This window comes from Ferrovibrio terrae, assembly GCF_943372915.1.
Taxonomy (GTDB): domain Bacteria; phylum Pseudomonadota; class Alphaproteobacteria; order Ferrovibrionales; family Ferrovibrionaceae; genus Ferrovibrio; species Ferrovibrio terrae_A.
In genome coordinates this window covers 1-19,072 of record NZ_CALSAN010000002.1, presented here as the reverse complement: position 1 = coordinate 19,072, position 19,072 = coordinate 1, and the positions used below count along the sequence as shown (strand labels likewise).

Genomic DNA, 19,072 nt, shown 5'->3' with positions numbered 1-19,072 from the left:
ACACCATGCCTGAGACCTTCATCCCATCCGGCACCACCGATGTGGCCGACCTGATCAAATGGGCGGCGGCCGAGACCCGGCCGCTCAGCCTGCATGGCCACCGCAGTAAGGCGGGCCTTGGGCGCCCGGCGCAGACCGAATACGCGCTGGACATGAGCCGGCTCAGCGGCATCCTCGATTACGAACCGGCCGAGCTGGTGCTGACCTTGCGGCCCGGCACGCTGGTCAGCGATGTGGAAAAGCTGCTCGGCGCGCGCAATCAGATGCTGGCCTTTGAGCCGCCGGATTACGGCCCGCTCTGGGGCCATGCGGCGGCGCGCGGCACCATCGGTGGCGCCATTGGTTGCAATCTCGCCGGGCCGCGCCGCTTCAAGGCCGGTGCGGTGCGCGATCATCTGCTCGGCTTCACGGCGGTGTCGGGTCGTGGCGAAATCTTCAAGGCCGGCGCCAAGGTGGTGAAGAATGTCACCGGCTACGACCTGCCCAAGCTGGTCTGCGGCGCCTATGGCACGCTGGCGGCGCTCACCGAGGTGACGCTGAAAGTCCTGCCGGCGCCGGAAAAGACCCGCACCGTGCTGGTTTTCGGCCTGGATGATGCCCGCGCCATCCAGGCGCTTGCTGCCGCGGCTGCCTCGCCGCATGAAGTGGCGGGCCTGGCGCATCTGCCGGCGGCTGTCGCGGCGCTGTCCGGCGTGGCCTATGTCGCCAAGGCCGGCACCGGCGTCACCGCTGTGCGCATCGAGGGCACGGATATTTCCGTGAAGGCGCGTTGCGAGGCGCTGCGCGATCTGCTCGGCAGCTTTGGGGCGCCGCTGGAGGAACTGCATTCGATGAATTCGGCCTGGCTGTGGCGCGAGATCCGCGATGCCGCTGCCTTTGCCCTGCCGCAGGACCGCGTGCTGTGGCGCCTCTCGACGGCGCCCTTGAGCGGCCCGGCGGTGACGGCGGCGATTGTCGCCGCCCAGCCCGAGGCACGCTTCTTCTACGACTGGGCCGGCGGCCTGGTCTGGCTGACCTTGCCGCCGGCGCAGGATGCCCATGCGGCCCTGGTGCGCGGTGCGATTGCCGCATATGGCGGCGGCCATGCCACCCTGATCCGCGCTGATCTCGCCACCCGCGCTGCCGTGCCGGTGTTCCAGCCGCAGCCGGAAGCACTGGCGGCCCTGTCGCGCCGGGTGAAAGACAGCTTCGATCCGATCAATATCCTCAATCCGGGCCGCATGGCGCCCAGCGCAGGAAACTGAGCCATGCAGACCTCTTTCACCCTCGCACAGCTCGCCGATCCGGGCATCGCCGCGTCCAACGATATCCTGCGCAAATGCGTGCATTGCGGCTTCTGCACCGCCACCTGCCCAACCTATGTGCTGCTCGGCGATGAGCGCGACTCACCGCGCGGGCGCATATATCTGATCAAACAGATGCTGGAAGGCGGCCAGGCTGCCACGGAAGAAACCGTGCGCCATGTCGATCGCTGCCTCAGTTGCCTGAGCTGCATGACCACCTGCCCGAGCAGCGTGCATTACATGCATCTGGTCGATCATGCCCGCGCCCATATCGAAGACACCTATCAGCGCCCACTGATGGATCGCCTGCTGCGCAATGTGCTGGCGCGCGTGCTGCCCAATCCGGGCCTGTTCCGCTTCAGCCTGCGGCTGGCAAGGATTGGCAAGCTGTTCCGTTTCCTGCTGCCGGCCAAACTCAAGGCGATGGTGGCGCTGGCGCCGCGCCATCTGCCGCCGGCCTCCGATCTCGACCGGCCGCAGGTGTTCCGCGCCGAGGGCGAGCGCCGCATGCGGGTGGCGATGCTCACCGGCTGCGCCCAGCGCGTGCTTGATCCCGACATCAATGCCGCCACCATCCGGCTGCTGACGCGGCATGGCTGCGAGGTTGTGGTGGCCCAAGGTGCGGGTTGCTGCGGCGCGCTGACCCATCATATGGGCAAGGAAGCCGATGCCCATGCCAAGGCGAAGGCCAATATTGCCGCCTGGCATGCTGAGCTGGCCGGCGAGGGGCTGGATGCGGTGGTGATCAATGCCTCGGGCTGCGGCACCACGGTGAAGGATTATGGTTTCATGCTGCGCAGCGATGCGGCCTGGGCGGAAAAGGCCGCGCAGGTCAGCGCACTGGCGAAAGACATCACGGAGGTGATGCGTGATCTCGGGCTGCGGCCTGTCGCCGGCCATGCCGACGCGATCAGTGTCGCCTATCACAGCGCCTGTTCGCTGCAGCATGGCCAGAAGATCACGGCTTTGCCCAAGCAGCTGCTGAGCCAGGCCGGTTTCGCGGTGAAGGATGTGCCCGATGCCCATCTATGCTGTGGCTCGGCCGGCACCTACAATCTGTTGCAGCCTGAATTATCCGCGCAGTTGCGCGACCGGAAGGTGACGGCGATTGCCTCCACCAATGCTGATGCGGTGGCGGCAGGCAATATCGGTTGTCTGGTCCAGATCAGCAGTGGGATGGATAAACCGGTGCTGCATACGGTGCAGCTGCTCGACTGGGCGACCGGCGGGCCGCGACCAAAGGGGCTGGGGCCGGCGCGATAAAGCTGTCAGGCGCCGGGCATCAACGAAGCCCTGCCGCCTGATGCGTTGCATTACTTCCGGGGGGCGCTCGCGTCGGCGCGGGCGCGGCACTGTTCCTCGGCCACCATGCGCTGCTGTTCGGTCAGCTTCTGGCCGGCCTTCAGGGCGCTGCGGATTTCCTTCATGCAGGCTTCGATGGCGGCGGCATTGCTGCTCTGTGCCCGGACGGCTGCGGCCGGCAGCATGATGCTGGCGGCGGTGAGCAGCAGGGCGAAAGTGTATACGAGGCGACGCATGGCGGTGATCCTGAGCGGGTCGATAACAGGGCAGACATGTACGGGAAAATGCCCCTGAAAAGAAAGTAACTTTTCGATCACGGCACGGATCGCTGGGCTCAGGCCACCATCAATTTACTGTGGGCGCGGCGGAAACTACCCGGGCTGGTACCGAACTGGGCCCGAAAGTTCGCGTTGAAGGTGGAAAGGTCGCCGAAGCCGGTGTCGAAGGCGATGCTGCTGACCGGCTCCGTTGAGCTGAGCAGGCGACGGGCGGCCAGCCGCAGGCGCAGGCCGAGCAGATACTGGTGCGGCGTCACGCCGACACTCCGGCGGAAGCTGCGCAGAAAGTGGTATTTGCTCATGCAGGCGATCCCGGCCAGTTGGGCGAGATCGAGCGGCTCGGTGGCATGGGCCGCAATATGGTGCAGCACGCGGCTGATCCGTCGCGCATCGGCGTGTGAGGGCGCCTGCGACATGCCGCTGCCCCCGGCGACGGCATCGATCACGGTTTCTGCCACCTGGAAGGCGAGTTCCTCCACCGCGCTGCCGCCTTCGGCCGCCATGGCTTCGAGCCGCGCCACCGGCGGGATCAACGGTTTCAGGGCTGGCAGCATGGCGCTGGTGAAGCGGAAGCGATGCGAGCCGGCGGCGCTGGCCGCGATCTCCTCGAACAGCGCCGGCGTGAACTGCAGGCTGACGCAGCGGTCGCCGGTGCTGTGGTCATGGCCGCATTCGAAACAGCCGCCGGGATTGCCCAGCAGGAAAGCGCCGGGATAGAGCAGGGCCCTGCCGCTGTCGCAGCGATACTGGAACGATCCCTCCACCACGGCGGCGATGGCGGCGAAGTCATGCTGCTCCTCGAAGGGGCGATCCTGCGGCCCGGAGCGACAGACGAACTCGCTGAGCGTCCAGTCGGCGCCGCGCGCAATGACGCGGGCGGTCGGCAGCCGGGCGGCCGGGTCGTCCGGCACCTGATTGGCCGGGTTCGGAGCAGTTTGTGCCATGGCCCCAGAATAGCAATTTTCCCCAAGCGCGAAAACCGGCGCGGGCGGCATGGTGCGGCTGTCGGCGCGGGATGCTGCCGGAAATTTGCAGGAGAAGACGATGCTGAATCACGTATCCATTGGCGTTCGCGACGTGGCGAAGACCAAGACATTCTACGATGCCGCGCTCAAGCCGCTGGGTTATACCTGCCTGAGTGCCAGCGAAGGCTCGCTCGGCTATGGCGACACGGCGGTGGTGCTGTGGATCAGCCAGACCGACAAGCCGGTGCCGGCCGACAAGGCTTCGGGCCTGCATTTCTGCTTCGATGCACCCAGCCGCAAGAGCGTCGATGATTTCCATGCCGCGGCACTCGCGCAGGGTGGCAAGGATAACGGCAAGCCCGGCCTGCGACCCGATTACGATGCCAACTACTATGCCGCCTTCGCCATCGACCCCGATGGCTATCGCATCGAGGCCTATTGCGGCAAGGCAGGCTGACCATGGCGACCATCCGCAAGGAAATGGCCGTTGCCACCAGCCCGGAAGCCGCCTGGGCCGCCTTCCGCGATGTCGGTGCCGTGCATCGGCTGGCGCCGGGCTTTGTCACCGACTGCCATCTGGTGGAGGATGGTGCGGCCCGCATCGTCACCTTCGCCAATGGCATGGTGGCGCGCGAGGTGATTGTCGATGTCGATGATGCCGGGCGGCGGCTCGCCTATGCCGTGGTCGGCGGCCGCCTGACCCATCACAATGCTTCCTTCGAGGTGATTGCGGACGGGCCTGGCCGCTGCCGCGTGGTCTGGCGCGCCGATCTGCTGCCGGCGGAACTGAAACCGGCCATCGACGGCATGATGGCGCAGGGCATGCTGGCGATGCAGCGCCGGCTGGAAAGCCGCGCGGCCTGAAGCGTTAGCCGAGGCGGCTGCGGATCTCGGCCACCAGCGCTTCGGTCACCGTCTCGCACATGCGCCAGACCTCGTCGAAGCCATCGGTGCCGCCATAATAGGGGTCGGGCACGTCGCGGCCGAATTGTGGCGCATAGGAAAGGTACATTTTCAGCCGGTCGCGATGGACGGGCGGGCAGAGTCGCTGCAGCTGGCGGAAATGGCCGTCATCCATTGCCAGCACTAGGTCGAAACGGGTGAAGTCCTTGGCCGTCACTTGGCGCGCCCGCAGGGGGCTGAGATCGACGCCATGGCGCCGCGCGGTGGCGATGCTGCGTCGGTCGGGCGGGTCGCCGATATGGTAATCCTGCGTGCCGGCGGAATCGACCTCCACCCGGTCGGTCAGGCCGTGGCGCTGCAGCGCATGGCGCAGCAGGCCGTCGGCGGTGGGCGAGCGGCAGATGTTGCCGGTGCAGACCATCAGCACGGCGAAAGCGGGTTTGGCGGCGGCAGGTGCGGGCATGGCCGGCAGGGAAGCATTGCGGCTTCCGTGGCGCAAGGCACTACACAGGGGCCGCGACGCATTCTACAGTGGTGGCGATGCCAACGCCGCCACCCGATGACGAAACCGCCCTGCTGGACGCCAATGCGGCCTTCTACCGGGCTTTTGCCAATCGCGACATCGACGCGATGAGAGAACTCTGGGCCAAGCAGGCGCCCGTGGTCTGCATCCATCCCGGCTGGCCGCCGCTGATGGGGCGCGACGCGGTGCTGGAGGGCTGGCGTCGCATCCTGGCCAATCCGTCGCAGCCGATGCTGCAGATGATGGCGCCGCGCGTCACGCTGTGGGGCGATGTGGCGCTGGTGCTGTGCTTCGAAAAGGTCGAGGACCAGTATCTGATCGCGTCAAATCTCTTTGTGCGCGAGGGCAAGGCCTGGCGGCTCAGCCATCACCAGGCCGGGCCGGTGGCCACGCCGCCGCCGGGCAGCGCCAGCAATGACGACCCGGAACCCGACGACGATGAGGATGACGACGAGGATGATGATGACGACGATTTCGATCCGTCGTCGGGCACCATCCACTAGCCGGCTTTCACCAGTGTGGTGATGCGGGTGCCGCCGCCGGTCTCGCGGATCAGCCGGCTTTTCAGGAACTCCAGCATCGGTGTCAGGGCTTCCTTCAGCTGCCAGGGCGGATTGATCACCAGCAGGCCGCTGCCGCTCATCTGCCTAGCATCCTTGGCCGGCCGCACCGTCAGTTCGATGCACAGCGTCTCGGATTTCAGCGTCTTCGCCAGGCCTGACTTCCAGCCTTCGATGCTTTTCTGATCCTTGATCGGATACCACACCGCCAGCTGGCCGGTGGCCCAGCGCTGCTGTGCGGCCAGCACCGCCTTGCTCAAGATTTCGAATTCATCCTTGGCCTCGAAGGCCGGATCGATCAGGGCGAGGCCACGGCGCGGCGTCGGCGGCATCAGCGCCTTGATCGCCTCGAAGCCGTCGCGGTGATGGATCGCCATGGCGGAATCGCGGCCGAACTCGGCGGCCAGATTGCGTTTCAGCGCCTCGGCATCCTGCGGGTGCAGCTCGCAGAGCGTCAGCCGGTCATCGGGACGCAGGCTGTCGGCCAGCAGCCAGGGCGAGCCGGGATAGCGCCGCAGCCCGCTGCCGCCCGGCTTCAGCTCGGGGTTCAGCCGTTTCAGCGCGGCGACATAGCGCGGCAGCTGTTTCTCGGCGGCCATGTCGGCCAGCACGGCGCCGACGCCAAAGCGGTATTCGCCGCTGCGCTGCGCCTCGTCGCCGGCCAGGTCGTAAAGCCCGATGCCGGCATGGGTATCGAGCAGATGCACCGGGCTCGGCTTGCGATGCAGGGCATCCAGCAGTTCAAGCAGTACGACATGCTTCAGCACGTCGCCGAAATTGCCGGCATGGAAGGCGTGACGGTAGTTCATGCCGCAAGGTTTACGGCATTGCCGGCGGCGGCGTAAGCATCGCGCCCAGGATTCAGGCCTTGGCCTTCAGCAGCGCCATCTCGATGGCGCGGGTCACCTTGCCGTCGGTCGGCTTCACCGGGGTGGCGAAACCCTCGATCAGCCGGCCATCGGCGCCGATCAGGTATTTGTGGAAATTCCATTTCGGCAGCGCGTCCTCGCCCAGCTCGGCGGCGATCCAGCGATACAGCGGATGGGCCTTGGCGCCGGTCACCACCTGCTTGTCGGCGAGCGGGAAGTCGATGTCGAAATTCACCTCGCAGAATTCCTTGATCTGCGCCGCGGTGCCCGGCTCCTGGCCACCAAAGTCGTTCGACGGCACGCCCAGCACCACCAGCCCCTTGTCGCGATACTGGCGCCAGACCTTCTGCAGATCGGCATATTGCGGGGTGAAGCCGCATTGCGAGGCGGTGTTGACCAGCAGCACCACCTTGCCCTGGAACTGTTTCAGCGGCATCGGCGTGCCGTCGATGGCGGTGAGTTCGAACTGATGGGCGGTCATGCCGGTGCTTCCTCTCTTGCTCATCTGCTGGGCCTGCACATTGCTGCCAAACGGTCCGAGCGCGATCAGGCCGGCGGCAATCAGCGGCAGGGAGGCGATGGCGCCCACCAGCCGGCGCCGCAGCGAGGGCATGGGCAGCGGCGTAACCGCTTGATTCGGTGAGTTCTTATCCTGGCCGGCCATCGATTCAGGCTCCATTAACACTACCCGGACTTAACTATAGCGTTGTCATCCCGGCGGACCAGCCTGATCTGGCCGCCTTCTGCCGAGGCGCTTGCCCATGCCGACCTTGCCCGGACTGCTCACCTTTGCCGCTCTGTCGCTGATCGCGCTGGTGGCGGGTGTCTCGCTGACCCGCCTGGTGCCGGGACTCGCGCTGCAGCATCCCGGCCTCCTGGCGCTGGGCCTGCTGATGATGTTTTGGGCTTTGCGCGAGATGCTGCTACGCCGCCGCGTGCAGAACCGCCTGATCGCCGAGATCGAACAGCTGGCCGAGGAAGTGCTGCGTCTGCGCGGCGCGGAGCCGGCTGCCGGCAGCGCCGCCATCGATGTGCCGGCCGAGGAGATCGTGACGACACGCGCCACCCGTCCGCATCTGAGCCGCCCGCATCTGGTGATGCCCGAGGCGCCGCATATTGCAAATGAACCCCGCCTGATCGTGCCGGACCCGATGCGCACGCCCGAGCCGCAGGATGACGGCACCCTGCTGGATGCTGTGCGCGATGCGCTCAACAACAACCGCGTCGAACTGCATGTGCAGCCGATTGTCAGCCTGCCGCAGCGCCGCATCCGCTTCTTCGAGCTGCTGGCGCGTCCGCGCGATGCCGACGGCAAGGCCTATGCCGCCGCGCCCTGCCTGGTGGCGCTGGATGCCGCCGGCCTGCGCGCTGAATTCGATGCGCTGATGCTGCTGCGCGGCGTGCAGATGGTGCGCAAGCTGGAGCAGCGCGCCAAGGAGGTCGGCTTCTTTCTCAACCTGACGCCGGCGATGCTGGCTCAGGTCGAGACCTTCAATCCGCTCTATGATTTCCTCACCCGCGAGCGCGAGCATGCCGCCAATATCGTGCTGGAATTCAGCTACGAGGGTGTGCGCCAGCTCGACCGCAATGGGCTGTACCGCATGAGCCAGCTGGCAGCGCTCGGTTTCGCGCTGTCGATCGACGGCATCGACCGCTTCGATCTCGATTTCGCGACGCTCGCCCGCAATGGCGTGCGCTTCCTCAAATTCAACGCGGCAACCTTCAGCGATGTCAGCGCGATTGCCAGATCGCCGGTCGACCTGGCCGACCTGAACGAGATCTGCAAGCGGCATGACCTGCTGCCGATCCTTACCAAGGTGGAGGCGGAAGCCGACCTGCTCAAGCTGGCCGACCTGAACTTCCCGCTCGGCCAGGGCCTGCTGTTCGGCCCGCCGAAGCTGGCCAAGGCGGCTTAAGACTTTTTCGCTGCGATCAGCGCGTCAGCCAGTTCGACAAAGCCGCTGCCGCCTTCGCCCTCTGTGACAAAGGCGGGTCTGGCCGCAATGCGGTCGAGAAACGGCCGCACATTGGCCACACCGACGCTGTAGGGAAAATAGCCGAACATCGGCGCGTCGTTCGGGCTGTCGCCGGCGAACACCACCTGGTCACGCACGGCATCGAGATTCAGGCCGTACACCTCGTCAAACAGCACGCGTGTCATGGAGAGCTTGTCCCAATGGCCGAACCAGCCGTTGACATGAATCGAACTGACCTTCGCGGTGGCCCCGGCCGCTTCGAACAGCGCAACGATTTTATCAACGGCGGCCTGCGGCAGGGGTGGCACATCCTCGCAGAAGTCGATCGCCAGATCACATTCACGGTATTGCTGGTCGGATGCCAGCGCGCAGCCCGGCACCTCGCGCAGGATGGTCTGGCTGAGCGCCGTCAGCTTGCCGCGCGCCGCGGCGCGCTCGACCTCGCTCTGGAAAAACCGCCGCTGCATCTTTTTCGCTGCCCGGTCGTAGCGCATGAACAGCGCGCCATTCTCACCGACAATGGCATCGACCGGCCAGAATCGGGCGATCAGGTCGCACCAGCCGGCCGGGCGCCCGGTGATCGGAATGACCCTGAAACCGGCCGCCGCCAGCCGTTCCAGCGCCGTATACGCTGCCGCCGGCAGGCGGCCATGGGTGGTCAGCGTGTCGTCGATATCGGTCAGCACATAGCGGATTCCGCTGCGGTTTTGCGGCGTGAAAGCGGTCAGTGCACGGATATCGGCCATCGATCTGCTATACAAATGTCTATGCTGCAGGTGCGAACGGGCGGGTTGCCCGGCGCGCAGGCGGGCGGCTATAGTCGCCGCCACAAAAAAGTCCGTCAACCGCTCGCCCGTCGCCCACAAAAGGACCAGCCATGACCTATCAGGCCTTGCACGGCTATTACCTGGAAGACCTCCAGGTCGGCATGTCCGCGGTCTTTGAGAAGACGGTGACCGAGGCCGATATCGTCATGTTCGCCGATGTATCGGGCGACACCAACCCGGTGCATCTGAACGAGGCTTTCGCTGCGGCAACGCCGTTCAAGGGCCGCATTGCCCATGGCATGCTCGGCGCCAGCCTGCTCAGCACGGTGTTCGGCACCAAGCTGCCGGGGCCGGGCTGCATCTATGTCTCGCAGGATCTGCGTTTCAAGGCCCCGGTGCGCATCGACGACACCGTGGTGGCCCGGGTGACGATCAGCGAAATCGTGCCTGAGAAGCGCCGCGTGACCTTTGCCTGCGAATGCCGGGTCGGTGATACTGTGGTGATCGATGGCGCCGCCACCCTGATGGTCAGCCGCAAGGCCAGGTAACGGCGCCCCTTTCTCCAGGGGTTTATCCGGTAACATGCGTCTTCTGCGTTCCAGCGCCAGTTTCCCGCCGGCACTTCGCGGCGCCGTGGCGGCCATCGGCAATTTCGACGGCGTGCATCTGGGGCATCGCGCCCTGATCGCCGCTGTGCATGCGGAGGCGGACAAGGCGGTAAAGCCGCGCGCCGTCATCACCTTCGAGCCGCATCCGCGCCGCTTCTTCGTGCCGTCATCGGCCCCCTTCCGGCTCGATGCGCTGGAGACCAAGGCGCGCATCCTCAATGGCCTGGGCATCAATGCCACGCTGGCGCTGCCTTTCGATGCCACGCTGGCGGCGCAGTCGCCGCAGGATTTCGTCGACCATATCCTGGCCCGCGACCTGGGCCTCGGCCATGTCGTGGTCGGCTACGATTTCACCTTCGGCAAGGCGCGCGCCGGCAATACCGATATGCTGCGTGAGCTGGGCGCCCGGCATGGCATCGGCGTCACGGTGGTTGCTGCGCAGGGTGACGGCGAAGCCTATTCATCCTCGCGCGTGCGCGGCCTGCTGGAGGCCGGCGACGTGGCGGCGGCCAACCGCCAGCTCGGCCGGCCCTGGGAAATCCTCGGGGTGGTGGAGCATGGCGACAAGCGTGGCCGCGAGCTGGGCTTTCCGACGGCCAATGTGGCATTGACCGATTTCCAGATCCCGAAATTCGGCATCTATGCCGTGCGCGCCGTGCTCGACGGCGAAGTGCATGACGGCGTCGCCAGTCTCGGCATCCGGCCGACGTTTGATCAGACCGACGTGAAGCTGGAGGTCTATCTCTTCGATTTCAGCGGCGACCTCTACGGCCGCGCCATGCGGGTCGAATTCCACGCCTTCCTGCGGCCGGAGCTGAAATACGAAGGCCCCGAGCCGCTGAAGATCCAGATCGCTGCCGATGTGGTGGCGGCGAAGGCGGCGATGGCGGGTCGCTAGACCGCGTAGCACCCGCCTCGACAGCCCGGGGCGGGGATGCTAAATCATCGCCATGCTTGGGCAATTCGCCATATCGGTCGGCCTGCGGGCGCCGCGAATTAGCGGCCCGGTCCTTTTCTAAGGCCCGGGATTTCCTCGACTTTTTTCCAGATCATCGCGCCGGCGCAAGCCCAGAGGCGTGTCACCCGAGTTGAGCCATGACCACCGACTACCGCCCCACCGTTTTCCTGCCCACCACCGATTTCCCGATGAAGGCCGGCCTGCCGGCCAAGGAGCCGGAAATCCTCGCCCGCTGGGAGAAGATCGGCCTCTACGAAAAGCTGCGCGCCGACAGCAAAGGTCGCGAGCAGTATGTGCTGCATGACGGCCCGCCCTATGCCAACGGCCATCTGCATATCGGACACGCACTGAACAAGATCCTCAAGGATGTGATCAACCGTTCGCGGCAGATGATGGGCTTCGACGCCAATTATGTGCCGGGCTGGGACTGCCACGGCCTGCCGATCGAATGGAAGATCGAGGAAAAATATCGCGCGGCCGGCAAGAACAAGGACGAAGTGCCGATCGACGAGTTCCGCAAGGAGTGCCGCGATTTCGCCGAACACTGGATCGGCGTCCAGCGCGAGGAATTCAAGCGCCTTGGCGTGATCGGCGACTGGAAGAATCCCTACACCACGATGAGCTTCGCCGCCGAAGCCCAGATCGTGCGCGAGATCCAGAAATTCCTGATGAATGGCGGCCTGTTCAAGGGCTCCAAGCCGGTGATGTGGTCAATCGTCGAACGCACCGCGCTGGCCGAGGCCGAAGTCGAGTATCACGAGCACGCCTCTTCCACGGTGTTCGTGAAATTCCCGGTGGTAACGGCGAGCGTGAAGGCGCTGGAAGGCGCCAGCATCGTGATCTGGACCACCACGCCCTGGACCCTGCCGGGCAACCGTGCCATCGCGCTGTCGAAAGACGCCGAGTATCTGCGCCTGCGCATCGATACCGTGGGCGAGAAGACGCTGGCGAAAGTGGGCGATGAAATCATCGTCGCCAAGGACCTGGCCGAAACGGTGGCCAAGGCCTGCGCCATCGAAAGCTATACGCCCGTCGCCACGTTCAAGGGTGCCGATCTTGTCGGCACTGTCTGTGCCCATCCGCTGCGCGGCCAGGGCTATGAATTCGCCGTGCCGGTGCTGGCCGGCGATTTCGTCACCATGGATGCCGGCACCGGCTTTGTGCATATCGCGCCGGGCCATGGCGCGGATGACTACAATCTCGGCACCGCCAATGGCATCGAGGTGCCGCATACCGTCGATGCCGATGGCAGCTACTTCCGCCATGTGCCGATCTTCGGCGGCGACAAGCCGGCCCGCGTGCTGGACGATGCCGGCAAGGAAGGCGATGCCAATGGCCGCGTGATCGCCACCATGATCGAGGCCGGTGCGCTGGTCGGCAAGGGTCGGCTGCGCCACCAGTATCCGCATTCCTGGCGCTCCAAGGCGCCGCTGATCTTCCGCAACACGCCGCAGTGGTTCATCTCGATGACCACCAATGAGCTGCGCAAGAAGGCGCTGGCCGCCATCGACGCCACCGAATTCTATCCGGCCTCGGGCCGCAACCGCCTCTATGCGATGATCGAGCAGCGCCCGGACTGGGTGATCAGCCGCCAGCGCGCCTGGGGCGTGCCGATCGCGGTATTCGAGAACAAGGAAACCGGCGAGCTTCTGCGCGACGAGGAAGTGAACGAGCGCATCGTCGAGGCCTGCCTCAAAGGCGGTGCCGATGCCTGGTTCACCGCCCAGCCGTCGGATTTCCTTGGCAACAAGTACAATCCGTCCGACTGGAAGATGGTGACCGACATTCTCGATGTCTGGTTCGATTCCGGCTCGACCCACAGCTTTGTGCTGGAACAGCGCCCCGACCTGAAATGGCCGGCCTCGCTGTATCTCGAAGGTTCCGACCAGCATCGTGGCTGGTTCCACTCATCCCTGCTGGAAAGCTGCGGCACGCGCGGCCGCGCGCCGTATGACGCCGTGCTGACGCATGGCTTCACGCTGGACGAGAAGGGCCGCAAGATGTCCAAGTCGCTCGGCAATACCACCGAGCCGCAGGATGTCATCAAGCAGTCGGGCGCGGATATCCTGCGCCTGTGGGTGGTGTCGTCGGATTACTCGGAAGACCTCAGCGTCGGCAAGACCATCATCCAGGCGCAGTCCGATGCCTATCGTCGCCTGCGCAACACGCTGCGCTACCTGCTCGGCAATCTCGCCGGCTTCCAGGAAAGCGAACGCCTGCCGCATGCGCAGATGCCGGAACTGGAGCGCTGGGTGCTGCATCGCCTGGCCGAACTGGGCCAGGTGGTGCGCGAAAGCTGTGAGGCCTACGATTTCCACCGCATGTATGTGGCGATCTATAACTTCTGTGCCGTCGATCTGTCGGGCTTCTATTTCGACATTCGCAAGGATGCGCTGTATTGCGACGCGCCCACCAGCATCCGCCGCCGTGCCGCGCGTACCGTGCTGGATCATCTGTTCGACTGCCTGGTGAAATGGCTGGCGCCCTTCATCAGCTTCACGGCGGAAGAAGCCTGGCTGACCCGCTATCCGTCGGAAGATGGCAGCGTGCACCGTGAGCTGTTCCCGACCATTCCGGCAGAATGGCTGGATGCGGCGCTGGGTGCCAAGTGGGAGAAGGTGCGGCGCGTGCGCCGTGCCGTCACCGGCGCACTGGAAATCGAACGCGCGGAGAAGCGCATCGGCGCCAGCCTGCAGGCGCATCCGGTGGTCTATGCCACGCCTGAGGACATTGCCGCCCTGGAGGGGATCGATTTTGCCGAGACCTGCATCACCTCGGGCATCACCGTGCGCGAGGGCGAGGGGCCGGCCGAGGCCTTCCGTAGCGAGGATGTGAAGGGCGTTGCCGTCGTGCCGCAGCAGGCCTCGGGCCTCAAATGCGAACGCTGCTGGCAGGTGCTGCCTGATGTGGGCCATGTCCCGGGCCATGACGACCTGTGCCGGCGGTGTGCTGAAGCAGTCGGGTCCGCGGCATGACCCAGCGGCTGCGTCTGTTCGGTCTGCTGCTTGCGGTTGCCATCCTGGTGGCCGACCAGGTCAGCAAGCTGTTTTTCCTCGACCTGATGCAGCAGCATCCCGCCGGCATCGTGGTGACGCCGTTCTTCAATCTGGTCATGGTCTGGAATACCGGCGTCAGCTTCGGCCTGTTCCAGGAGGACAGCGATTTTCGCAGCTGGACGCTGATCGGGGTGGCCCTGGGTGTGCTGGTCTGGCTCGGGCTCTGGCTCTGGCGCTGCCAGTCCAGGCTGGTCGCCGCCGCCCTTGGCCTGATCATCGGCGGGGCGATCGGCAATGTGATCGACCGGCTGCGCTTTGGCGCGGTGTTCGATTTCCTGGATTTCCATGCCTTCGGCCAGCATTGGCCGGCCTTCAACCTGGCTGACAGCGCCATCGTGGTTGGCGTTCTGCTGCTGTTGCTCGACGGCTTCAGGTCCCCCCCAAAAACAGCATCATAGTCAATGTCCTAAGCTGCTGGTGCGCCGTGGCTACCACTTTTGGTAGATGTTCTGGCGATTCGTTGCGCCCGGACGCGAATGGTGGCAGCATCATCTTCGTAGGTGAGGGTGCGGACGAGAGGCAGGATGCTTCGGTCGGGGTGGACCGGACGGCAAGGCCGTCCCGGAAAAGGGGTGGCGACAGGCTTCGATAGCCCGTTGCCCGTCGCACAAAGGGTCGCCCGGCAAGTCATTGCCGGCGCGGCTGCAATCGCAGGACACGCATGACGTTGCCCGCGCCCGCACGCCATTCCGCGCGCCATCAGCTCTCCGCCCGTCAGGTCAAGGTGACGGTGATTGCGGCGCTGTTGCTGGGCTTCTTCTCCAGCCTGTTCCAGATCGCCCTCGATATCCGCAACGAGGTCAACCAGCGTGAAGCCACCGTCACCCAGGTGATGGATATGCTGAACGATGCAGCCTCGCAGGCGGCCTATGCGCTCGATGAACAGTTGGCCGCGCGCGTGGTCAGCGGTCTGTTGCTGTATCAGCCGATCTGGCGCGCCGAAATCTATGACAACTATGGCCGCCGCATGGCGATGCAGGAACGCGGCCAGACCCCGACGCCGCCAAAGGACGAGGATGCCTGGGGACTGGCCGAGACATTCGCCCTTCTGCTGCCATCCACCGATGAAACGCTGATCCGCCCGCTCTATGGCCCGCGCGATCGCGATCTGGTCGGCGAGATGCGTGTCGATGTCGATGGTACCTTGCTGGCGCGCAGTATCCTTGGCCGCACCTGGGTGGTGGTCGGCACCGGTTTCGTGCGCAATTTTGTGCTCGCGCTGATTCTGGCCGTGCTCTTCTATTTCACCTTGACCCGGCCGCTGCTCAATCTGGTTGCGCAGATCGAACGTGCCGATCCACGCCGGCCGCAGGAAACCGGTATCACGGTGCCCAAAGGCCATGAGCAGGACGAGTTCGGCATGCTCACCGAACGTGTCAATGCCATCCTGGGTGCCGGCGGCGAGTATCTGGCCGAGGTGGAGCGCAATCGCGAAATGCTGCGTGTCGTGCTGGATGCGATTCCGGCGCCGATCACGCTGAAGGATGCCGATGGCCGCTACATGCTGGTCAACAGCCGCTGTTCCGATGTGTTTGGCTTGCCGGCCGACCAGATTATCGGCCGCCATCTGCACGAGTTGCCGCTGCCCGGCATTCACCCGGACAAGCGCGACGACTTTATCCGTTTCAGCGACGACAACGAAGCCGCGATGATTGCGGCCGGAGCTCCGGTGCTGAATGTGGAGCGTACTTACTACATGGTTGATGCGCCGCATCTGACCATGCTGGAAAGCAAGGTTCCGCTGTTCGATGCCGGTGGGGTAGTGACGGGCGTGATTTCGATCGCGCTCGACATTTCCGAACGCAAGCTGGCGGAGAAGGCGCTGGATGAAGCCAACAGCCGCCTGCGTGCCCAGGCCGAGGATCTTGAGCGGCTGGCCTCGTCCTATGCCCGTGAGCGCGAGCATGCCATCGCGGCCAATCGTGCGAAATCCGAATTCCTCGCCAATATGAGCCATGAGCTGCGCACGCCGCTCAATGCCATCATCGGTTTTGCCGAGGTGATCACCCTGCGCATGTGGGGCGCCAACTCCGACCGCTATTTCGATTATGCCGAAGACATCGTGATGAGCGCGCGGCATCTGCTGCATGTCATCAACGACATTCTCGACATGTCGAAGATCGAAGCCGGCCGCTACGAGCTGTCGCTTGAGGATGTCGACCTGCCCACGGTGATCAGCGACTGCCTCACCATTGTGAAAGGGCGCGCCCAGGAAGCCGATATCGACCTGATCGACGAATTCCCCTCCGCGCTGCCGCCGGCGCGCATCGATGCCCGCGCCATCAAGCAGGTGCTGCTCAACCTGCTGTCCAATGCGATCAAGTTCACCCCATCGGGCGGCGCCGTGCGCGTGACCGGCAGCAGCGGGTCCGATGGCAGCCTGACGATCGCGGTGCGGGATACCGGGGTGGGCATCCGGGCCGAGGATCTGGCGCGGATTTTCGAGCCGTTCTGGCAGGGCGACCCCAATATTCGCCGCCGTAGCGAGGGCACCGGTCTGGGACTGGCGATCAGCCGCAAATTCGTCGAACTGCATGGCGGCACCCTGTCGATCGCCAGCGGCGAATCGGGCGGCACGGTGGCCATCATCCGCTTGCCCGGACGAACCCCGGCTGCGGCCTGACGCGGCAAAGCGCGGGGGCGGAAATCCGCACTATTTCCGCGATGTGGAAGGCCGCGGGCGCCCTTGTGCCGGCACCGGCCGCGGGGCTAAAATCCCCCCCCGCCTCGCGTTCAACAAGGGATCGTTTTGCCATGGGTCGACCGAACATTGCCGGCCGACATCTGCCCCTGCCGTCTGTCGGCGGCCTCGCGCTGCTGGCTTGTGCCGTGCTGCTGACCGGCTGCGACTCCACCAAGGAGGCGCTTGGCCTGACCAAGAAGTCGCCGGATGAATTCGTCGTCGTCACCAAGGCGCCGCTGGTGCTGCCGCCGGAATTCGGCCTGCGCCCGCCGGATCCGGGTGCGCCGCGTCCGCAGGAAGTGCCGGCCCGTGATCGCGCGGCTGCCGCCTTCGGCGGCAACAGCACCGATGCGGCCGGCCAGATCACTCCGCTGAGCCGTGGCGCCGTTGCCAACCAGCCGCGCTCGGCCGGCGAGCAGGCGCTGCTGCAGCAGGCGCGTGCGGGCAATGCCGATCCTGATATCCGTCGCAAGGTGAATGACGAATTCACCCAGCTCGCCGAGCGCGACCGCCGCTTTGTTGACCGCCTGATGTTCTGGCAGAAGCCTGAAGATCCGGGTCTCGCAGTCGACCCGGCCAAGGAAGCCCAGCGCCTGCGCGAGAATGCCGCCACCGGCAAGCCGGCCACCACCGGCACCGTGCCAACCATCAAGCGCCGCGAACGCGGCCCGCTTGAGGGTGTTTTCTGACGGAGCTTTCCCCCAGTCCACGGAGCTGCCTGTGCGCAACCGCCTGATCGCCGTCCTGTCCGCAGCTGGTCTCTGGCTCGCGGGCGCCCCCGGCGACAGCCGGGCCCAGGTTTTCAATCCGACGCAGTTCATGCTGGGCAATGGCATGCAGGTGGTCCTGATCGAGGATCACCGCGCGCCGATTGTGCATCACATGGTGTGGTATCGAGTCGGCGCTGCCGACGAGGCGCCCGGCGTGTCCGGCGTGGCGCACTACCTGGAACATCTGATGTTCAAGGGCACGCCCAGCGTGCCGCCGGGTGAGTTTTCGAAGATCGTGTCGCGCGAAGGCGGCCGCGACAATGCCTTCACCTCCTCGGATTACACCGGCTATTTCCAGACCATCGCGCGCGACCGGCTTGAACTGGTGATGCGCATGGAAGCCGAGCGCATGAATCAGCTCAACCCCAGGGCCGCGGATGCCAAGCCGGAGCTGCAGGTGGTGCTGGAAGAGCGGCTCAGCCGCACCGACAACAATCCCGGCGCCCTGTTTGGCGAACAGCTCGATGCCGCGCAGTATCTCAGCCATCCTTACGGCCGCCCGGTGATCGGCTGGCCGGCGGAAATCCAGCGTCTGACGCTCGATGATGCGATGGCCTTCTATCGCACCCATTATGCGCCCAACAATGCCATCCTGATCGTGGCCGGCGATGTGCGCCCGGCAGACCTGAAGGCGCTGGCCGAGAAATACTACAGCATGATCCCGATGCGGCCGATACCGCCGCGCTTCCGCCCGCAGGAGCCCAATCAGCTGGCGGCACGCCGGCTCAGCATGACCGACGGTCGCGTCACCCAGCCATCGATGCGGCGCACCTATCTGGCGCCGAGCCGCTCGGCCGGCGAGAAGCAGCATGCCGTGCCGCTCGCCGTGCTGGCCGAGATCCTGAATGCGCCGACCGGCCGTCTGCACAAGGCGCTGGTCAAGGGTGACGGCCCGGCAGTGTCGGCCGGCACCTGGTATTCCTCGCTGTCGCTCGATCCCGGCACCTTCGGCTTCAGCGCCTCGCCCAAGCGCGGTCGCAAGCTGGAAGAGGTTGAAGCGACACTCGACCGGGTAATCGCCGAGCTGCTGACCGATGGCGTCGGCGACGACGAGATGCGCCGTGCCCGCACCGGCATGCAGGCCGAAACCGTGTTCGCCCGCGACGGCCTCTCGGGTGCCGCCCGCATCTTCGGCGTTGCGCTCACCACCGGGCTGACGGTGGAGGATGTCGAGGCCTGGCCACGGCTGGTCGATGCGGTGACGCGCGATCAGGTGCTGGCTGCGGCGCGCTATGTGTTCGACCTGCGCCGGTCTGTCACCGGCTATCTGTTGCCCAAGGAGCAGAGCTGATGCGTCGCATCCTTCTTGCCGTTCTGCTGCTGTGTGCTGCCGTTTCGGCTGAAGCCGCCCCGAAGATCGAGCGAATCAAAACCCCGCTCGGCCTCGAGGTCTGGTTCGTGCGCGAACCCGCGATCCCCATGGTGGCGCTGCAGGCGACCTGGCGCGGCGGCTCGTCCAGCGACCCGGTGGGGCAGGAGGGCCTGGCCCAGCTTGCCACCGGCCTGCTGACCGAAGGCGCCGGTGATCTCTCTGACGACGATTACCAGACCGCGCTGCAGGAAGCGGCGAT

At 65.4% G+C, this 19,072-nt stretch carries 19 protein-coding genes and 1 pseudogene; 14 read left to right on the top strand and 6 right to left on the bottom strand.

Features of this window, described 5'->3' with window-relative positions; translation table 11 throughout:
• Positions 1 to 5: 5 nt before the first annotated feature.
• On the top strand, positions 6 to 1,244 hold the full coding sequence (gene glcE, locus AAG821_RS01565) for a glycolate oxidase subunit GlcE (RefSeq protein WP_341914897.1): 1,239 nt from the start codon (positions 6 to 8) through the stop codon (positions 1,242 to 1,244).
• A gap of 3 nt (positions 1,245 to 1,247) precedes the next feature.
• Positions 1,248 to 2,546, top strand: a complete 1,299-nt coding sequence (glcF, locus tag AAG821_RS01560) for a glycolate oxidase subunit GlcF (protein WP_341914896.1) — start codon at positions 1,248 to 1,250, stop codon at positions 2,544 to 2,546.
• A gap of 50 nt (positions 2,547 to 2,596) precedes the next feature.
• Here glcF and AAG821_RS01555 read toward each other — a convergent pair whose 3' ends face one another.
• Positions 2,597 to 2,821, bottom strand: a complete 225-nt coding sequence (locus tag AAG821_RS01555; RefSeq protein ID WP_341914895.1) for a hypothetical protein — start codon at positions 2,819 to 2,821, stop codon at positions 2,597 to 2,599.
• Between the two features lie 98 nt (positions 2,822 to 2,919).
• Positions 2,920 to 3,807: an AraC family transcriptional regulator gene (locus tag AAG821_RS01550; protein ID WP_341914894.1), complete on the bottom strand. Its 888-nt coding sequence runs from the start codon at positions 3,805 to 3,807 to the stop codon at positions 2,920 to 2,922.
• 100 nt (positions 3,808 to 3,907) lie between these two features.
• On the opposite strand from AAG821_RS01550, the gene AAG821_RS01545 reads away from it, so the two are divergent.
• Together AAG821_RS01545 and AAG821_RS01540 are read left to right on the top strand one after the other, a co-directional pair.
• The gene (locus tag AAG821_RS01545) at positions 3,908 to 4,285 is read left to right on the top strand and encodes a VOC family protein (protein ID WP_341914893.1); all 378 of its coding nucleotides are present in this window, start codon (positions 3,908 to 3,910) and stop codon (positions 4,283 to 4,285) included.
• Between the two features lie 2 nt (positions 4,286 to 4,287).
• The gene (locus AAG821_RS01540; protein WP_341914891.1) at positions 4,288 to 4,692 is read left to right on the top strand and encodes an SRPBCC family protein; all 405 of its coding nucleotides are present in this window, start codon (positions 4,288 to 4,290) and stop codon (positions 4,690 to 4,692) included.
• Positions 4,693 to 4,696: 4 nt separating this feature from the next.
• Here AAG821_RS01540 and AAG821_RS01535 read toward each other — a convergent pair whose 3' ends face one another.
• Positions 4,697 to 5,194 (bottom strand): low molecular weight protein-tyrosine-phosphatase, encoded by a 498-nt coding sequence (locus AAG821_RS01535; protein ID WP_341914890.1) that lies wholly within the window; start codon positions 5,192 to 5,194, stop codon positions 4,697 to 4,699.
• A 77-nt stretch (positions 5,195 to 5,271) separates the two neighbouring features.
• Here AAG821_RS01535 and AAG821_RS01530 point away from each other — a divergent pair, with 77 nt between their 5' ends.
• A complete protein-coding gene (locus AAG821_RS01530) occupies positions 5,272 to 5,757 on the top strand; it encodes a nuclear transport factor 2 family protein (RefSeq protein WP_341914888.1) in 486 nt (161 codons plus the stop codon).
• Here AAG821_RS01530 and rlmJ read toward each other — a convergent pair.
• Together rlmJ and AAG821_RS01520 are read right to left on the bottom strand one after the other, a co-directional pair.
• Positions 5,754 to 6,623, bottom strand: coding sequence for a 23S rRNA (adenine(2030)-N(6))-methyltransferase RlmJ (gene rlmJ / locus AAG821_RS01525; RefSeq protein WP_341914886.1), 870 nt, complete (start codon positions 6,621 to 6,623; stop codon positions 5,754 to 5,756). The two genes, AAG821_RS01530 and rlmJ, sit on opposite strands and share 4 nt — an antisense overlap.
• Positions 6,624 to 6,675: 52 nt before the next feature.
• Positions 6,676 to 7,188, bottom strand: a complete 513-nt coding sequence (locus tag AAG821_RS01520; RefSeq protein WP_341914938.1) for a glutathione peroxidase — start codon at positions 7,186 to 7,188, stop codon at positions 6,676 to 6,678.
• Between the two features lie 256 nt (positions 7,189 to 7,444).
• On the opposite strand from AAG821_RS01520, the gene AAG821_RS01515 reads away from it, so the two are divergent.
• A complete protein-coding gene (locus tag AAG821_RS01515; RefSeq protein WP_341914884.1) occupies positions 7,445 to 8,599 on the top strand; it encodes an EAL domain-containing protein in 1,155 nt (384 codons plus the stop codon).
• Here the strand turns inward: AAG821_RS01515 and AAG821_RS01510 are convergent.
• The gene (locus AAG821_RS01510; protein WP_341914882.1) at positions 8,596 to 9,405 is read right to left on the bottom strand and encodes an HAD-IIB family hydrolase; all 810 of its coding nucleotides are present in this window, start codon (positions 9,403 to 9,405) and stop codon (positions 8,596 to 8,598) included. The two genes, AAG821_RS01515 and AAG821_RS01510, sit on opposite strands and share 4 nt — an antisense overlap.
• 131 nt (positions 9,406 to 9,536) lie before the next feature.
• Between AAG821_RS01510 and AAG821_RS01505 the strand changes: the two genes are divergently transcribed.
• The 8 genes and pseudogenes from AAG821_RS01505 to AAG821_RS01470 form a co-directional block, all read left to right on the top strand.
• Entirely contained in the window at positions 9,537 to 9,974 is a 438-nt protein-coding gene (locus AAG821_RS01505) for a MaoC family dehydratase (RefSeq protein ID WP_341914880.1), read from the top strand.
• A 34-nt stretch (positions 9,975 to 10,008) separates the two neighbouring features.
• Positions 10,009 to 10,932, top strand: a complete 924-nt coding sequence (locus AAG821_RS01500; RefSeq protein WP_341914878.1) for a bifunctional riboflavin kinase/FAD synthetase — start codon at positions 10,009 to 10,011, stop codon at positions 10,930 to 10,932.
• A gap of 197 nt (positions 10,933 to 11,129) precedes the next feature.
• A complete protein-coding gene (gene ileS, locus AAG821_RS01495; RefSeq protein ID WP_341914876.1) occupies positions 11,130 to 13,967 on the top strand; it encodes an isoleucine--tRNA ligase in 2,838 nt (945 codons plus the stop codon).
• Positions 13,964 to 14,446 (top strand): signal peptidase II, encoded by a 483-nt coding sequence (gene lspA, locus AAG821_RS01490; RefSeq protein ID WP_341914872.1) that lies wholly within the window; start codon positions 13,964 to 13,966, stop codon positions 14,444 to 14,446. The genes ileS and lspA overlap by 4 nt, the downstream gene beginning before the upstream one ends.
• A gap of 263 nt (positions 14,447 to 14,709) precedes the next feature.
• Positions 14,710 to 16,671, top strand: coding sequence for an ATP-binding protein (locus tag AAG821_RS01485; RefSeq protein WP_341914870.1), 1,962 nt, complete (start codon positions 14,710 to 14,712; stop codon positions 16,669 to 16,671).
• Positions 16,672 to 16,802: 131 nt separating this feature from the next.
• Entirely contained in the window at positions 16,803 to 17,420 is a 618-nt protein-coding gene (locus tag AAG821_RS01480) for a DUF3035 domain-containing protein (protein ID WP_341914868.1), read from the top strand.
• 31 nt (positions 17,421 to 17,451) lie between these two features.
• On the top strand, positions 17,452 to 18,792 hold the full coding sequence (locus tag AAG821_RS01475; RefSeq protein WP_341914866.1) for a pitrilysin family protein: 1,341 nt from the start codon (positions 17,452 to 17,454) through the stop codon (positions 18,790 to 18,792).
• Positions 18,792 to 19,072, top strand: a pseudogene (locus AAG821_RS01470) (insulinase family protein); the annotation flags it as partial. The gene AAG821_RS01475 and the pseudogene AAG821_RS01470, both read left to right, overlap by 1 nt.

Bases quoted from the DNA above. Each gene is read 5' to 3' on its own strand.
- glcE (WP_341914897.1), top strand. From the start codon at position 6: ATGCCTGAGACCTTCATCCCATCCGGCACCACCGATGTGGCCGACCTG.
- glcF (WP_341914896.1), top strand. From the start codon at position 1,248: ATGCAGACCTCTTTCACCCTCGCACAGCTCGCCGATCCGGGCATCGCC.
- AAG821_RS01555 (WP_341914895.1), bottom strand. From the start codon at position 2,821: ATGCGTCGCCTCGTATACACTTTCGCCCTGCTGCTCACCGCCGCCAGC.
- AAG821_RS01550 (WP_341914894.1), bottom strand. From the start codon at position 3,807: ATGGCACAAACTGCTCCGAACCCGGCCAATCAGGTGCCGGACGACCCG.
- AAG821_RS01545 (WP_341914893.1), top strand. From the start codon at position 3,908: ATGCTGAATCACGTATCCATTGGCGTTCGCGACGTGGCGAAGACCAAG.
- AAG821_RS01540 (WP_341914891.1), top strand. From the start codon at position 4,288: ATGGCGACCATCCGCAAGGAAATGGCCGTTGCCACCAGCCCGGAAGCC.
- AAG821_RS01535 (WP_341914890.1), bottom strand. From the start codon at position 5,194: ATGCCCGCACCTGCCGCCGCCAAACCCGCTTTCGCCGTGCTGATGGTC.
- AAG821_RS01530 (WP_341914888.1), top strand. From the start codon at position 5,272: ATGCCAACGCCGCCACCCGATGACGAAACCGCCCTGCTGGACGCCAAT.
- rlmJ (WP_341914886.1), bottom strand. From the start codon at position 6,623: ATGAACTACCGTCACGCCTTCCATGCCGGCAATTTCGGCGACGTGCTG.
- AAG821_RS01520 (WP_341914938.1), bottom strand. From the start codon at position 7,188: ATGAGCAAGAGAGGAAGCACCGGCATGACCGCCCATCAGTTCGAACTC.
- AAG821_RS01515 (WP_341914884.1), top strand. From the start codon at position 7,445: ATGCCGACCTTGCCCGGACTGCTCACCTTTGCCGCTCTGTCGCTGATC.
- AAG821_RS01510 (WP_341914882.1), bottom strand. From the start codon at position 9,405: ATGGCCGATATCCGTGCACTGACCGCTTTCACGCCGCAAAACCGCAGC.
- AAG821_RS01505 (WP_341914880.1), top strand. From the start codon at position 9,537: ATGACCTATCAGGCCTTGCACGGCTATTACCTGGAAGACCTCCAGGTC.
- AAG821_RS01500 (WP_341914878.1), top strand. From the start codon at position 10,009: ATGCGTCTTCTGCGTTCCAGCGCCAGTTTCCCGCCGGCACTTCGCGGC.
- ileS (WP_341914876.1), top strand. From the start codon at position 11,130: ATGACCACCGACTACCGCCCCACCGTTTTCCTGCCCACCACCGATTTC.
- lspA (WP_341914872.1), top strand. From the start codon at position 13,964: ATGACCCAGCGGCTGCGTCTGTTCGGTCTGCTGCTTGCGGTTGCCATC.
- AAG821_RS01485 (WP_341914870.1), top strand. From the start codon at position 14,710: ATGACGTTGCCCGCGCCCGCACGCCATTCCGCGCGCCATCAGCTCTCC.
- AAG821_RS01480 (WP_341914868.1), top strand. From the start codon at position 16,803: ATGGGTCGACCGAACATTGCCGGCCGACATCTGCCCCTGCCGTCTGTC.